A 13,866-nucleotide genomic window follows, 5' to 3' on the forward strand; every position below is an offset into this window, starting at 1 on the left:
CGCATACCGCGCCCGCAAACTGTCCTCACTAAGGCGTGGCCCGTGGACGTGAACTTTGCATCGGGATACGCCAGACGATCAACGCGCCGATGATCAGCAGCGCCGAAACAAAGTACAGCCCGGAGTTAAAGCTACCGGTCAGATCCTTAAACCAGCCGATCAATAGCGGGCTGACCGCCGATCCTATATTGCCGGTGGCGTTGATCACCGCGATCCCGATCGCCCGCGCCTCCAGGCTGATCGACTGATCCGGCGTGGTCCAGAATATTGCCATGGCGGTGAACGAGCCGACAGAAGCCATGACGATCCCCAGCAGTTGGATCAGGCTGTGATCGGTAGCCGAAGCCAGCAACCAACCCGCGGCGGCAAACAGATACGGCAGCGCGGTATGGTGCTTGCGCTCCTGTAGTCGATCCGATCTTTTACTCCACCAAATCATCCCGGCAATGGTACAGATCTGCGGGATCGCCGCCAAAATACCGATCACAATATTGCTGCTGCCCTGGTTGAAGCTCTGCAGGATCTGCGGTGTCCAGATGTTGATGGCGCTCAGGGTGTTGGTCAGGCAGAAATAAGCCAACGTGTACATCAGCACAATCGGGGTGAAGATCTCTCGCCACAGATTGCGCTGCTGCATAGCCCGATGGCTACCCGGCCCATTGGGCTGCACCAGTTGCAACTTGTCGGCGTCCATCATGGCTTTCAGACTGGTTTTTTCTTCGTCGGTCAGCCATTTGGCCTTGGCCGGAGTATCGTCCAGGTAGAACCACACCACCACGCCCAACAGCACCGAAGGTATTCCCTCCACCAGGAACAGCCATTGCCAGCCCTTGAGGTTCATCAGCCCGTCCAGCGCCAGTATATAGCCGGACACCAGTGACCCAATCGCCATGGTCACCGGCATGGCGATCATAAACAGCGCATTGGCGCGAGCGCGGTAAAACGCCGGGAACCAGTAGGTGAGATACACCAGAATACCCGGCAGAAAACCGGCTTCGGTAATACCGACGACCATCCGCAGCACATACAGGCTGGTCGGCCCGGTGGCGAACAGAGTACAGGTCGAGGCGATGCCCCAGAGCACCATAATGGTGGCGATCCAACGTCGTGCCCCGACGATCCCCAGCATGATATTGCTCGGGATACCGAAGATCACATAGGTGACGTAGAACAGGGTCGCCGCCAGACCGAACATGGTCGAGCTGAGGCCGAGATCCTTGCCCATCGTTAACCCGGCGAAACCGATATTGATACGGTCGAGGAAAGAGAAAACAAACAGCACAAACAGGAAAATAATCAGTCGCCGAAATAACTTTTTAATCACCGATTGCTCGGTGGCGGTTAACGCTTTATGTTGCTGCGCCGGGTTAACCGGCGGCAGCGAATCGACGTTGCTCATGGTGTCTCCAGTAAGATTGCGTCCTGCAACCTAATAAACGCTAGGGGATTGCACGGGGGGCTGTTGCTGCTTAAAGCGACCGGCCAGGGATTCTGCCGCCCGCGCCAGTAGGGTGGTATCTACCCCGACCGCGACAAACAGCGCGCCGGACGCCAGGTAATGCTCCGCCAGCTCCGGGTTAGCGGTCAGAATGCCCGGTGCCTTGCCGGCAGCACTGATGCGCGCAATGGCATCGTCGATGGTGCGTTGCACCTCCGGTTGCTGCGGATTGCCGGCATACCCCATATCGGCACTCAGATCTGCCGGACCGATAAACACCCCATCGACCCCTTCCACCTGCAGGATCTCATCCAGGTTTTTCACGGCCTCACGGGTTTCGATCTGCACCAATACGCACATCTGCGCGTCGGCCTGTTGCAAATAATCCGGCACCCGGTTCCAACGTGAGGCACGCGCCAGCGCGCTGCCAACACCGCGTATGCCGTGCGGCGGATAACGGGTAGCACGCACCGCATCACGCGCCTGCTCGGCATTTTGGATCATCGGGATCAGCAGTGTCTGCACGCCGATATCCAGCAGTTGCTTGATCATCACCGCGTCATTCCATGCCGGGCGCACCACTGACTGACTCGGGTAAGGCGCAATCGCCTGTAACTGCCCCAGCACCGTTTGCACGTTGTTGGGCGCGTGTTCGCCGTCGATCAACAACCAGTCAAAACCGGAACCGGCCAGCAGTTCGGCGCTGTAGCTGCTGCACAACCCCAGCCACAGGCCAATCTGCGGGCGTTTTTCCTGCAGCGCCTGCTTAAAAACGTTGGTTAACATTGTGTTCTCCATGGTGTTGTCCCCTAACCACCCCCTCTGGGAGAGGGGGTGGTTAGGGGGGAAATCAAACAAACCGGCAGCTAATGCAGCCCATCGGGCCGTAATCGGCATGGAAGGTATCGCCACGTCGTGCGGCTACCGGTCGGGTAAAGGAGCCGCCAAGGATCACCTGTCCAGCTTCCAGTTCCACGTCATACGGGAACAGCTTGTTGGCCAGCCAGGCCACGCCGTTGGCCGGATGGTTCAACACCGCCGCTGCGACACCGGATTCTTCGATCACCCCGTTGCGGTACAGCAACGCACTGATCCAACGCAGATCCAACGCGTCCGGTTTGATCGGCCGACCGCCCATCACCACACCGGCGTTAGCGGCGTTATCGGAAATGGTGTCGAACACTTTGCGCGGGCGCTGAGTTTCAGGATCGACGTTATGGCTGCGTGCATCGATGATTTCCAGTGCCGGAATGATGTAATCGGTGGCGTTGTAGACGTCAAACAGCGTGCAGTTCGGCCCACGCAATGGCTTGGCCAGCACAAACGCCAGCTCGACCTCCACGCGCGGCACGATAAAGCGATCGATCGGAATATCGCTACCGTCGTTGAAAAACATGTCATCCAGCAACGCACCAAAATCCGGTTCAGTGATCTGCGAACTGACCTGCATAGCGCGCGACGTCAGGCCGATTTTATGGCCCTTCAAGGTGCGGCCTTCGGCGATTTTCAGCGCCACCCACTGCCGCTGAATGGCATAGGCGTCTTCGATGGAGATCTCGGGATGATCCAACGACAGCGCGCGGATCTGCTCACGGTTCTGCTCCGCCTGATGCAAACGTTGCACGGCACGGCTAACCAGCTCTTTATCCAACATTGACGGCCCCTTACTCTTTACGGAATAGCGCGTGGACATTGTTTTGCTTGTAGTTCAGCACCGGATCCAGCTCTTCCATGGCGAACGACAGCGCCAGAAAGCGGTTGGCCATCAGCTCGGCGAAGTGCTCGGTGATCAGCGTGAACAGCATCGCCCCCACTTGTTCACGGCTTTCCAGGCTGCGGCCGTGGCCAATCTTCAGCGTCATATGCACGAAAGCATAATCCCGCCGGCCGTCGGCCATCTGCCAGGTATCCAGCCAGATAGCACGGCTGCGCACCCCGGCCAGTGGGAAAATCCCGGTATCCGCCAGCGCCTGATTGACCTTGGCGAACAGCGCGGGTAAATCCGCCTCACGGCGGATGTTGTCGGTACATTCAGCGTAAAAATGGGGCATGGAGGCTCCTCAGGCTTCGGCCGGCAGCGGGAACACGGCGTTAACCTGCCCGGTGCCGGAACTGGCAAACAGCGGGGTAATGAACTCCACCTTGCCGTCATATTTATCCCACCCCAGCAGGCCGAGCAGCATCACGGTGTCATGCATGTTGCCTTCGCCGTAGCAGTAGTCGGCGTACTCCGGCAGCATTTCGCAAAACTCGCGAAAGCGCCCCTCTTCCCACAGCTTGACCACCCGTTCGTCCATCTGCTGGTCAAATTGGCGGGTATAGCTGTTCATGCCTTCTTCAGCACGCTGGTCGTCGATAAAGCGGTGTGAAAGCGAACCGCTGGCCAATACCGCCACCGTGCCGTCGTATTTCTCAATCGCGGTTTTGATCGCCTCACCCAGCCGACGGCTGTCGGCAAAGTCATGTACGGTGCAAAACGCCGAAATCGAAATCACCTTGAAATGCTGGTCGCTGTTCATGTAGCGCATCGGTACCAGCGTGCCATATTCCAGCTTCAAACTTGGGATCTCATGCGCCTTGGCACGCACCCCGAGTTTGCAGGCTTCCGCGGCGATCAACTGCCCCAGCGCCGGGTTACCTTCGTATTCGTAGGTCATGTCGCGGATGAAGTGCGGTAGTTCGTTACTGGTATACAGCCCTTCGAAATGCGGGCTGCAGTTGATGTGATAGGCACTGTTCACCAGCCAGTGGGTGTCGAATACGATAATGGTGTCGACGCCCATTTCACGGCAGCGCGCGCTGATCTCTTTATGACCGTCGATCGCCGACTGACGGCAACCGTGGTTTTTTCCTGGCATTTCCGACAGATACATCGATGGAACATGCGTAATCTTGGCGGCCAAAGCTAACTTACCCATACAACCTCACATGAAACAAAAAATGATTCCGTGAAACAGTGCCGAGGCAGACTTAAACGCCCCAGCGTGGGATCGGGTGATCACCCATGGAAATACACACGTTCTTCATCTCGGCAAACACTTCGAAGCTGTATTCCCCGCCTTCGCGGCCGGTGCCGGAGGATTTCACGCCGCCAAACGGCTGGCGCAGATCGCGTACGTTTTGGGTGTTAACGAAAACCATGCCCGCTTCAATATTGCGGGCCAGACGCAGCACCTTGCTCACATCCTGCGTCCAGATATACGACGCCAGGCCGTATTCCACGTCGTTGGCCATGCGCAGGCCGTCTTCTTCTGATTTGAACGGCAGCAGGCAGGCCACCGGCCCGAAAATTTCCTCCTGCGCGATACGCATCCGGTTGTCGACATCCGCCAGCACCGTTGGGCGCAGGAAGTTGCCGTGGCTCAGACCGGCCGGTTTATCCGGGCCGCCGGCCAGCAGAGTTGCCCCTTCTTCGATGCCAAGGCGGATATAGCCGGAAACTTTTTCCCAGTGCTGCGGGCTGATCAACGCTCCGACCTGGGTGTTGGGATCTTGTGGATCTCCCACTCGCAGGCGGTTGGCGCGCTCGGCGAAGCGTTTGACGAATTCCGGGTAAATGCTCTCCTGAATAAAGATGCGAGAACCGGCGGTGCAACGTTCGCCGTTGATTGAGAAAATGGTGAACAACGCCGCGTCCAGCGCACGTTCAATGTCGGCATCCTCAAAAATCAGCACCGGCGATTTACCACCCAGCTCCATGGAAAACTTCTTCAGCCCGGCGCTTTCAATAATCCGGCGACCGGTGGCGGTACCGCCGGTAAAGGAGACGGCGCGCACGTCTTTATGGCGCACCAACGCATCCCCGGCGGTAGAGCCGTAACCCTGCACCACGTTGAGCACCCCGGCAGGAATACCGGCTTCCAGCGCCAGTTCGCCCAGACGATCGGCGGTCAACGGTGACAGCTCGGACATTTTCAGCACCGCGGTGTTGCCCAATGCCAGGCAAGGCGCAGTTTTCCAGGTGGCGGTCATGAATGGCACGTTCCACGGCGACACCAGCGCACACACCCCGACCGGCTGGATCAGCGTGTAATTGAGCATCTTGTCGTCCACCGGGTAGGTGCGGCCGTTCATCTGCTGGCAGATCTCGGCGAAGAACTCAAAGTTGTGCGAGGCGCGTGGGATCAGCACGTTTTTGGTCTGGTGGATCGGCAGACCGGTGTCGGCAGTTTCCATCTCGGCGATCTGCGGTACGTTCTCGTCGATCAGTTCACCCAGACGCCGCATCAGACGCGCACGCTCTTTCATTGGCGTATTGGCCCATTTCGGGAAGGCGGCCTTGGCGGCGGCCACCGCCTGGTCGATCTCCAACTGTCCGCCGGACGCCACTTCCGCCAGCACCTCGCCGTTGGCCGGGTTGCTGGTAGTGAAGTACTCTTTGCTGGCTACGTTTTTACCGTTAATCCAATGGTTGATGGTTTTCATCGCAGGCTTTCCTCGTAATCTTTTTCACTGATGATGTGGTTAACCAGACGGCCGATACCCTCGATTTCCACCACCACTTCGTCACCCGGCTGTACGTCTGCCAAGCCTTTCGGGGTGCCGGTGGCGATCATGTCGCCCGGCTGCAGCGTCATAAATTCACTCAGGTAGCTGATCAAATAGGGGATATCAAAAATCATGTCGCCGGTGCTGCCGCGCTGACGCAGTTCACCGTTGACGTAAGTGCTGAGTGCCAAGCTGTGCGGGTCGGCAATATCATCGCGATCGACAATGTACGGGCCGATTGGCGTCAGGGTGTCGCGGCTTTTCACCCGCAGATTCGGGCGATAGTAATTTTCCAGATAGTCGCGGATGGCGTAGTCGTTACACAGGGTGTAACCCGCCACATAGTCCATGGCGTTTTCGCGGCTGACATTGCGCGCAGTCTTGCCGATCACCGCCACCAACTCGGCTTCGTAGTGCATATACTCGACGTCGGCCGGACGTACCGACACCTGACGATGCCCGGTTAGGGTGTTCGGTGCCTTCAGGAACACCAGCGGTTCTTCCGGTGCCTTAAATTCCAGCTCGCTGGCGTGGTCGGCATAATTCAGGCCCAGGGCAAACACCGTGCCTTGCGCCGGTGGCAACCACTCGACGTCCAACTCATCGACAACGCTGCCGTCCGGCAAAGTGACACGCAGTTGATCGTCGACGTTGACGTTAACAATTTGGCCATGATGGCGAATACGGGCGTGTTTCATGATGCTTCTCCTGCCTGCGTCACGCGGTTGGTCAGGGTCGGCAGACCGGCGGCACGCACCGTCACTTCGTCCCCGGGTTTGATCTCAACCCGCTGGTGCGGCGTGCCGATCAGCACCGCATCACCCGGCTGCAGGGTAATAAAATCGCTGATGGCGGCGATCAGTTCCGGCACCGAACGCAGCAGATCGGCCGTCGACCAACGATCTTGTTCCACGCCGTTGATTTCGGTGATGATTTCCAGCTTACCGGTGGTCGCCAACTGGCCGAGATCCCCCAGCGGACAGAAACCGTCGCGGCATTTCGCTTTGATCGCCGGGCGGTAAAAGCTGCTTTCCGGCAGGCTGATGTCATTGGCCAGCGCATAACCGGCCAGATAGTCGGCCACCCGTTCGGCCGGCACCTTGCGCGCGGTATTACCAATCACCACCGCCAGCGTCGCGCCGCTCTGCACTTGCTCACCGGCAGGAAACGGGATCGCCCCGCCGTTAGCGAGGTAGGTATTACGCGGTTTGATAAACCACACCGGGGTCTTGGGTGGGGTTTTATAAGGTGGCTGATGGAACGCCTGATCCCAGGCATCCATCTGGCTGCGGTGATTCAACGCGACGGAAAATACAGTGCCTTTCATGCAAACTCCTTTCAATGACAGAACATGACAACCGGCATTCATTAATATGTTAATGATTACTTTTATACGCTGTTCAGCTTTTACGCAACGCGGGAGGATTGATTTGTGATCGTGATAACAAAATATTCACAAATTGCGAACATTAGCGTGATTATTCAACGCATTAATCAATTTAAGGCGATTTTTTCACCCGTATCTACATTTTCGCTTTATCCGTCGGGGTAAACTTGGCTACTATTAAGTTATTAATAAATCCAGGCCGTTCATTGCATCCCTGCGTTCGGCACCGGAATAACGAACACCTTGATAGCTAAGGCCAAATCTATGCATGAATCCTTAACCATTGCCCTGCTGCAGGCGCGTGAAACCGCCATGGGCTTTTTCCGCCCGATCCTGAAAAGCCATAATCTGACCGAGCAGCAGTGGCGCATCATTCGCGTGTTGGCCAACAGCCGTTCAATTGAGTTCCACGAGTTGGCGGCAGAAACCTGCATTCTGCGCCCCAGCCTGACCGGCATCTTGTCGCGCATGGAACGCGACAAGCTGATTTTCCGCCTGAAGCCGGTTAACGATCAGCGCAAGCTTTACGTTTCGCTGACCCAGCAAGGCCAAGAGCTGTATGAGGTGGCGCGGCATCAGGTGGAGCAGGGCTACGGTGAGATTGAAGCCGCGTTTTCGCAGCAGAAGATGGAACAACTGATGACGCTGCTGGACGAACTGATCCGGCTTGGCGACAAACTGCCCGCCAACGTGACCGCCCATCCAACAAAGAAATGATCCTTCCGACTATCTCCTCTAATTAATTGGCGTTGCAGCCAACAACGCTGCGATGTCAAGAAAGAAGAGGATGCGCCTCGGGGAGTAATGCGCCGCCGTCCACCACCAGCGTTTGGCCGGTGATATAGGCCGCCGCCGGTGAGGCGAGAAACACCATCGCCGCCGCAATGTCTTCCGGCTCTCCCAGCCGCCCTAGCGGTACCGCTGCGGCAATCGCCTGATTGACCGCAGCGCCCCCCAGATTAGCCATCGCCGGTGTGCGGATCATCCCCGGCTCCACGCCGTTGACCCGTATCCCCGCCCCCGCCAACTCCAGCGCCGCCGCGCGAATAAAACCGTTCACCCCGGCTTTCGAGGCGGCATAGTGTGCCAGCCCCGGATAAGCCACCCGCGGCCCGGTGACCGACGAGGTCACCAGAATGCTGCCACCGCCCTGACGCTGCATCCACGGCAACGCCGCCTGTGCCAGAAAAAACGGTGCCATCAGATTGACGCTCAGCGTGCGTTGCAACAGCACCGCGTCAATCTCGGCGAAGGGAGTCAGCGGGAAGTAGGCCGCGTTGTGGACGACCACGTCCAGCCGCTTATACCCTTGGCCTACCTCTGCCACCCGTTCGGCAACCTGCCCCGGATCGGCCAGATCACAGGCCATTGCCTGTACCCGCCAACCTTGTTGTTGCAGAATTTCCGCCTCATCCTGCGCCTTCTGCAGTTGCAGATCCGCCAGTACCACCGTGGCCCCCAGCCGGGCAAAGGCGCTGACAATCGCCAACCCGATGCCCTGCGCGCCGCCGGTCACCAGCACCACCTGGCCGCTAAAGGCATCGGCCGCATATGGTGTCTTCATCGGCCTATCCCCGTGGATGACGCGTGGTATTCAGCACCTGGGCGTGGGCACCGACGGCAAAATTGCTCAGCGCACTGAAGTCACTGCCCTGATAACCGAGGATCTTGCCGTCGGTACGCATGCCCTGCAGATCGATCATCACCACGCCCAGCGTCGGCACGATCTTCTCGCGCCACACGAACAGGTAGAGCTGTTCGGCCACCCTCACGTAATGACAGCGATCGACATCCGCCAGCCCTTTCTCTACCCCGTCCAGGCACTGCCAGGCATAGAAATTGTCGTTCAGGTAAATGTGTTCATAGCGTTCGGTCGGGCTGTAGGTGTACATATTGCGCATGCCGATTAACTCATCGGTGAACTGTGGCGGCGCAACGGTGGCATCATCCAGCGTGCCAAAGTGGAACTCCGCATTGACCGCCGTCAGCGGCAGTCCCTGCTCAACCCGGCTGAAGGCATCCAGTCGTGTCTGCTGCTCATCCGGCAACTGGCCGTAGACTGCAGTGAAATTGCCCTGATTACGATCGCACACTAGCGTAATACTGGCGTTGTCCTGCGCAGGATCGAGAAAATCGATAAACAGAATCCCGGGGCGAATGCTGGTGGCACGATAAGCGATGCCCCGGTACTCACCCCAGCTCAGCGTCTGCTGATCGACGAAATGACAGCACAGCGTTTCCCCGTCGGCAAAGCGCAGTGCCAGCGTGGTGCCGCTCAGGCCGTGTTGTTGTTCCAGCGTATTGCTGTGCGGCGCAAAGCCTTCCGCCAGCGCGCCCACCTGAATAAATACCGCTTCTGAACTCATTTGATGCTCCTTAAAGGGAAGTGAAAGCCAATGTCGGCACGTCGACGATGGTTGAGCCGCCGTCGGCCACCAGCGCCGCGCCGGTAATAATTGATGCCTCTGGCGAACAGAGAAAACGGCAGATGCCGGCGATTTCTTCGGCACTGGCCGGGCGGCGTAACGGCACGTCGCGGCACACCCGCTGGTAGGCTTGTTCCAGCGTCAGTTGGTGCGCGGCCATCAACGGCTGCATCTCTTCATCCGCCATCGGCGTCGTCACCCAACCAGGGCACACCGCGTTGGCGCGCACCCCCAGCGGGCCGTAGTCACGGGCGATAGATCGCATCAGCCCGATCAGCGCATGTTTGGCAGTCACATAGCCGCAGACTTCCGGCCCGGCTGCCAATGAAGCAATAGAGGCGACAAACAGCAGGTTGCCACCGCTTTTCACCAGCTCCGGCAGGCAGGCACGGGCGCTGGCAAAGGCGCTGTTGAGGTTGCTGTCCAGCGCCTGACGCCAGTCATCGTCACCAATCTCGGTAATACGCCCCAACCCCATGCCGCCGGCGCAGCCGATCAGGCAGTCGATGCGCCCGGCCTGTTGCAAAATGGCCGGCAGCAGCAGGTTTCGCCAACACTCCCCGCTGGCGGCATCGCCGACCAACGCCTGAGCGCCAATCTCATCGGCCAGCGCGGCCAGCGGTTCACGGCGGCGCCCGATGATAAACACCCGATCGCCGTGGGCTGCCAGTAACCGGGCGCAGGCGGCCCCCACGCCGGTGCCGCCACCGGTAATCACCACCACTCTACTCATCGATTTTCTCCATCAATTGGCCGATCATCAGCAGGCTGCTGAGCAGCAACCGCCGTTGCTCCGGCTCCAGCCGCAGATAGCGACGACCGGCGGGCAAACGGCTGACCACTTCCGACGCGGCAAAATGTTCGATCTCCAACCGCCAACGACCGGCAACCACCGTCAGTTGAATACGGTGAAAATCAAGTTGCTCCAGCGTTTGGCCGATCTGCGGATAACGCTGCAGGGCGGCGATCACCCGTTGCGCCGTTGCGTCATTCCGGCTGGCGCGATAAACCACACCGCTTCGCCGTAACCATCCCCCGGCGGTAATACGCAGCGTCAGCGGCTCTGTCAGCCGACAGTCCCCCTGCCGTTGAAAACGCTGAGTGACGATATGTGCCATAAACAGCGCGCTAACCTGTTCGCTGATGTCAATAACCGGCCCCTGTGGCAACGTCAGCCGCAGCAGGCACGGCGTAACGCGCTCGCAGGCATAGGGCTGCAGGTTGTTCGCCAGGCGGCTGAGGGTCACTCCCGGCTGATAGCCTGTCGGGGAACGCTGCCAGAGGCGGTTAAGTGAGGGAAGTAAGCCGATCAAACTGCGCCTCCTCGTTTTCTCCCTTGGCAAAAGCGGTTTCCAGCACCTGCTCAACCGGCACCGGTTTGAACGGGTTGACCTTCTGTACGCACAGGGTCCAAAACAGCGCGTAAGCGGCTGTCAGGCCAATCATGATGCTAAAAGGGATGTACACCGCGCGCGGGTTCATGCCTGGCGGAGTGATATAGATAATCGCCAGCACGATACCGACGCTGGAGACGATTTGCGGCAGCGGGAACCAGGGCGATTTGTAGGCACGCGGCAGATCCGGACGGCGGATCCGCAGGATCACCACTGAGCAGGTCACCAGCAGGTAGGCCACGCCCCAGGCGCACACCGCCGCCAGCACCAGCGGGATAATGCGATCGAGATCGCCCTGGATGGCGAAGGCGTGCACACAGGGGATCAACACCGCCACCAGGATCCCCACCACCGGGGTTTTAAAACGCGGATGCAGATAAGCGAAGATGCGCGGCAGCGCGCCATCCAGCGCCATGCCGTAGAGAATACGCGGCACCGCCGCCATCAGCGTATTGATGGTCGCGGCCCCGGCCAGCAGCAGCCCGATGCCCAGCCAGTATTTGCCGAATTCCCCCATCACCTGGCCGGCAAAGGCCGGAATGGCCATCGGCGTGTCCAGCAGATGAACGCCATTGGCGGCATCCACCAGCACGTTTTCCACCTGGTGGCTGAGCGCTGCGCCGTATAACGCCATGCAGACCGCTACGCCACATAACCCCAGCGACATGGCTCGCGGGATCACGCTGGCGGAGCGTTTGATCTCCGGTGCCATTGGCGTGACCAGTTCGCAGCCGACGAACATAAACATCGCCATACCGATCAGGCTGAATACCGCAAACGGATCGTTCAGGCTCAGCGTGCTGCCGAACCAGCCTTCCAGCGGTACCGCATGCGGTGACAACAGCCCGGCAATGCCGAAGATCACCAGCGTGCTCCACATGGCGAAGGTCAGCACAATCTCCGCTTTACCGAACGCCTCAATGCCGAAGGCGTTGAGTATGCCGAACACGATCACCAGCCCAACCCCGACCATCCAGGAGGCATTGTGGGTTTCCATCAGGGTGTTGAGGTGCTCGAAATTCACCAGCGCCATGATGCCGGAGAGTATGGTTTCGGCGGTACCGGCAAAGATATGCACAATCAGGTAGGCCGACAGCGCGCCGGTAATGGCAAAAAAGCGCCCCATGCCGCAGGCAATGTAGTCATAGACCGAGCCTGAGGTCGGCAGGATCGCCGCCGCTTCCGAGAAAGTCGTGAGCTGCGCCTGCATCATGATAAAGGCGATCAGCATCGCCAGTGCGAAGGTGTCGCCGCCGATGCCAAAACCGCTGGTGACGGTAAGGATCACCGGGCTGGCCATAATCACCCCGACCGAACTGGCCAGCGTGGTGGGGAATCCGACCTTGCCCCGCTCAAGATGGGCGTGAAGCCGCGACGACAGGTTCATGGTTATTTCCTCTTATAGTTTTATCGTTTTGCCCTGATGTTGCATTTGCAGGTTTGGCGTCACCAGTGGCGGCAATATCACTATAGAGAGGAAAAGAAAATGCTGACTATCGTCCTTAAGAACGAGAGGATTTGATCGCAAAGCTGCTATTTAGCCTTAGATACCCGGGCCGAGCCATAGCTTTTTCGTCTTACCTTTTTAGTCCGGCCAGCCGTTATGGTTTTAGCCGGCGTGAAAGGATTTCCAGAGAAGAATAAGCGCTGCTGTGTTTGTCTATCGTTCTTAAGAACGAGCTGTCGATGACGGCCCTGCGGGGTTACAAAAGGGTGATCCGCGGCAGGTGGCACCACGGTAAAAGGGAAATCACTGTAAATTCAGCGGGAAGGGTACAATTATTTCGTTAATATGTTAACGAAACAAGAACACCAAAAGGCCACAGGAGCCATCACCTCCCAATCGCCACCTTGTTATTTATGTATTTTATTGCAATCCGGCTCACGTTGTTAATATGTTTTAATTGTGTTGCAAAATTGCTACCGCTATGCTTGTATCGTTCATATATTGACCGCAATAGTTCTCCAGACAGAATGATAAGGGGAGGAAATGAATCATGCACACCACTGCACCATCCGATGCCTTTATCACGAGCTGTCTGAACACCATCGCTCATCTTATCCCGGTGTCCGCCGGGGTATTTTATTTGGTTAATCCGGATCTGCGGCCAGACCATTATATTTTGCATGGCATTTCCGATAACACCCACCAGCAGTATTTGAATCATTTCCAGCAGATTGATCCGCTTAAACCGGCCAACTTCCACCAGCAGGATATTAATATGGTCGGCATGAGCCCGGCGGCGATCGCCAATAACCGCCATTATTATCATGACTTTATGTTGCCCAATCACATGCGCGATATGACGGAGATATTTATCCGCCAGCGTAAACGCATTGTCGCCGGAGTGTCATTGATTCGCGATACGCCGTTTACCGAGCTGGAGCGCGGTCGCCTGCGGGCGGTGATGCCGCTGATCGAGCTGGCGACCCGCGATCTGCTGCCCGGCGGTGAAGCCCAATTGCTGACGGCCAAGGAGCAAGAGATCGTTAATATGGTGCGCGAAGGGGCCAGTAATAAACGCATCGCGCTGAAGTTGGGTATTTCCCTTTCGACGGTGAAAACCCATATGCGCAATATATTTGCCAAAACCGAAGTCGTAAACCGCACCGAATTGGTCGCCAACAGTTTTATTGCACACGGATGATAAATTAAGCCATAGCAATGGCTTATGACCGATAAATTAAACGCGTTAATTATTCGTCATCAATGGCGCGGTTTCCGCCTGCCTA

The 13,866-nt window shown here is 57.9% G+C and carries 15 protein-coding genes; 2 read left to right on the forward strand and 13 right to left on the reverse strand.

Annotated elements, in window-relative coordinates; genetic code table 11:
• Positions 1 to 28 precede the first annotated feature (28 nt).
• From hpaX to F8R23_RS14665, 8 genes are all read right to left on the reverse strand, one after another.
• A complete protein-coding gene (gene hpaX, locus F8R23_RS14630; protein WP_151415745.1) occupies positions 29 to 1,399 on the reverse strand; it encodes a 4-hydroxyphenylacetate permease in 1,371 nt (456 codons plus the stop codon).
• A 30-nt stretch (positions 1,400 to 1,429) separates the two neighbouring features.
• A complete protein-coding gene (gene hpaI, locus F8R23_RS14635) occupies positions 1,430 to 2,224 on the reverse strand; it encodes a 4-hydroxy-2-oxoheptanedioate aldolase (RefSeq protein ID WP_129934161.1) in 795 nt (264 codons plus the stop codon).
• A 64-nt stretch (positions 2,225 to 2,288) separates the two neighbouring features.
• Positions 2,289 to 3,092 carry a 2-oxo-hept-4-ene-1,7-dioate hydratase gene (hpaH, locus tag F8R23_RS14640; protein ID WP_085119594.1) on the reverse strand — a complete coding sequence of 268 codons (804 nt, stop codon included), beginning with the start codon at positions 3,090 to 3,092 and terminating at the stop codon, positions 2,289 to 2,291.
• A 10-nt stretch (positions 3,093 to 3,102) separates the two neighbouring features.
• A complete protein-coding gene (locus F8R23_RS14645) occupies positions 3,103 to 3,489 on the reverse strand; it encodes a 5-carboxymethyl-2-hydroxymuconate Delta-isomerase (RefSeq protein WP_129934160.1) in 387 nt (128 codons plus the stop codon).
• Positions 3,490 to 3,498: 9 nt separating this feature from the next.
• A complete protein-coding gene (gene hpaD / locus F8R23_RS14650; protein WP_085119592.1) occupies positions 3,499 to 4,356 on the reverse strand; it encodes a 3,4-dihydroxyphenylacetate 2,3-dioxygenase in 858 nt (285 codons plus the stop codon).
• A 52-nt stretch (positions 4,357 to 4,408) separates the two neighbouring features.
• The gene (gene hpaE, locus F8R23_RS14655; protein WP_129934159.1) at positions 4,409 to 5,863 is read right to left on the reverse strand and encodes a 5-carboxymethyl-2-hydroxymuconate semialdehyde dehydrogenase; all 1,455 of its coding nucleotides are present in this window, start codon (positions 5,861 to 5,863) and stop codon (positions 4,409 to 4,411) included.
• On the reverse strand, positions 5,860 to 6,624 hold the full coding sequence (locus F8R23_RS14660; RefSeq protein WP_112348524.1) for a fumarylacetoacetate hydrolase family protein: 765 nt from the start codon (positions 6,622 to 6,624) through the stop codon (positions 5,860 to 5,862). The genes hpaE and F8R23_RS14660 overlap by 4 nt, the downstream gene beginning before the upstream one ends.
• Positions 6,621 to 7,253: a fumarylacetoacetate hydrolase family protein gene (locus tag F8R23_RS14665; protein ID WP_099063182.1), complete on the reverse strand. Its 633-nt coding sequence runs from the start codon at positions 7,251 to 7,253 to the stop codon at positions 6,621 to 6,623. Before F8R23_RS14665 ends, F8R23_RS14660 begins: the two co-directional genes overlap by 4 nt.
• Before the next feature lie 324 nt (positions 7,254 to 7,577).
• Between F8R23_RS14665 and hpaR the strand changes: the two genes are divergently transcribed.
• Positions 7,578 to 8,030, forward strand: coding sequence for a homoprotocatechuate degradation operon regulator HpaR (gene hpaR / locus F8R23_RS14670; RefSeq protein ID WP_129934158.1), 453 nt, complete (start codon positions 7,578 to 7,580; stop codon positions 8,028 to 8,030).
• Positions 8,031 to 8,085: 55 nt separating this feature from the next.
• On the opposite strand, the gene F8R23_RS14675 is transcribed toward hpaR, so the two are convergent.
• The 5 genes from F8R23_RS14675 to F8R23_RS14695 are packed head-to-tail and all read right to left on the reverse strand — an operon-like array spanning position 8,086 to position 12,520.
• Positions 8,086 to 8,877: an SDR family oxidoreductase gene (locus tag F8R23_RS14675; protein ID WP_112349069.1), complete on the reverse strand. Its 792-nt coding sequence runs from the start codon at positions 8,875 to 8,877 to the stop codon at positions 8,086 to 8,088.
• Positions 8,878 to 8,881: 4 nt separating this feature from the next.
• A complete protein-coding gene (locus F8R23_RS14680; protein WP_151415746.1) occupies positions 8,882 to 9,679 on the reverse strand; it encodes a MoaF C-terminal domain-containing protein in 798 nt (265 codons plus the stop codon).
• Between the two features lie 10 nt (positions 9,680 to 9,689).
• Complete coding sequence (locus F8R23_RS14685) at positions 9,690 to 10,472, reverse strand: SDR family NAD(P)-dependent oxidoreductase (RefSeq protein ID WP_151415747.1); 783 nt, start codon at positions 10,470 to 10,472, stop codon at positions 9,690 to 9,692.
• A complete protein-coding gene (locus F8R23_RS14690; RefSeq protein ID WP_151415748.1) occupies positions 10,465 to 11,052 on the reverse strand; it encodes a DUF3156 family protein in 588 nt (195 codons plus the stop codon). Before F8R23_RS14690 ends, F8R23_RS14685 begins: the two co-directional genes overlap by 8 nt.
• A complete protein-coding gene (locus tag F8R23_RS14695; protein WP_151415749.1) occupies positions 11,027 to 12,520 on the reverse strand; it encodes an APC family permease in 1,494 nt (497 codons plus the stop codon). Before F8R23_RS14695 ends, F8R23_RS14690 begins: the two co-directional genes overlap by 26 nt.
• Positions 12,521 to 13,130: 610 nt before the next feature.
• On the opposite strand from F8R23_RS14695, the gene F8R23_RS14700 reads away from it, so the two are divergent.
• Positions 13,131 to 13,781, forward strand: a complete 651-nt coding sequence (locus F8R23_RS14700) for a helix-turn-helix transcriptional regulator (RefSeq protein ID WP_112349064.1) — start codon at positions 13,131 to 13,133, stop codon at positions 13,779 to 13,781.
• Positions 13,782 to 13,866 lie beyond the last annotated feature (85 nt).

The organism is Serratia proteamaculans (genome assembly GCF_008830365.1).
GTDB classification, from domain to species: domain Bacteria; phylum Pseudomonadota; class Gammaproteobacteria; order Enterobacterales; family Enterobacteriaceae; genus Serratia; species Serratia proteamaculans.

What these genes read in the sequence shown, in the direction of transcription:
- hpaR (WP_129934158.1), top strand. Translation starts at nt 7,578, where the DNA reads ATGCATGAATCCTTAACCATTGCCCTGCTGCAGGCGCGTGAAACCGCC.
- F8R23_RS14695 (WP_151415749.1), bottom strand. Translation starts at nt 12,520, where the DNA reads ATGAACCTGTCGTCGCGGCTTCACGCCCATCTTGAGCGGGGCAAGGTC.
- F8R23_RS14675 (WP_112349069.1), bottom strand. Translation starts at nt 8,877, where the DNA reads ATGAAGACACCATATGCGGCCGATGCCTTTAGCGGCCAGGTGGTGCTG.
- F8R23_RS14680 (WP_151415746.1), bottom strand. Translation starts at nt 9,679, where the DNA reads ATGAGTTCAGAAGCGGTATTTATTCAGGTGGGCGCGCTGGCGGAAGGC.
- hpaD (WP_085119592.1), bottom strand. Translation starts at nt 4,356, where the DNA reads ATGGGTAAGTTAGCTTTGGCCGCCAAGATTACGCATGTTCCATCGATG.
- hpaH (WP_085119594.1), bottom strand. Translation starts at nt 3,092, where the DNA reads ATGTTGGATAAAGAGCTGGTTAGCCGTGCCGTGCAACGTTTGCATCAG.
- F8R23_RS14645 (WP_129934160.1), bottom strand. Translation starts at nt 3,489, where the DNA reads ATGCCCCATTTTTACGCTGAATGTACCGACAACATCCGCCGTGAGGCG.
- F8R23_RS14700 (WP_112349064.1), top strand. Translation starts at nt 13,131, where the DNA reads ATGCACACCACTGCACCATCCGATGCCTTTATCACGAGCTGTCTGAAC.
- hpaE (WP_129934159.1), bottom strand. Translation starts at nt 5,863, where the DNA reads ATGAAAACCATCAACCATTGGATTAACGGTAAAAACGTAGCCAGCAAA.
- hpaI (WP_129934161.1), bottom strand. Translation starts at nt 2,224, where the DNA reads ATGTTAACCAACGTTTTTAAGCAGGCGCTGCAGGAAAAACGCCCGCAG.
- F8R23_RS14660 (WP_112348524.1), bottom strand. Translation starts at nt 6,624, where the DNA reads ATGAAACACGCCCGTATTCGCCATCATGGCCAAATTGTTAACGTCAAC.
- hpaX (WP_151415745.1), bottom strand. Translation starts at nt 1,399, where the DNA reads ATGAGCAACGTCGATTCGCTGCCGCCGGTTAACCCGGCGCAGCAACAT.
- F8R23_RS14685 (WP_151415747.1), bottom strand. Translation starts at nt 10,472, where the DNA reads ATGAGTAGAGTGGTGGTGATTACCGGTGGCGGCACCGGCGTGGGGGCC.
- F8R23_RS14665 (WP_099063182.1), bottom strand. Translation starts at nt 7,253, where the DNA reads ATGAAAGGCACTGTATTTTCCGTCGCGTTGAATCACCGCAGCCAGATG.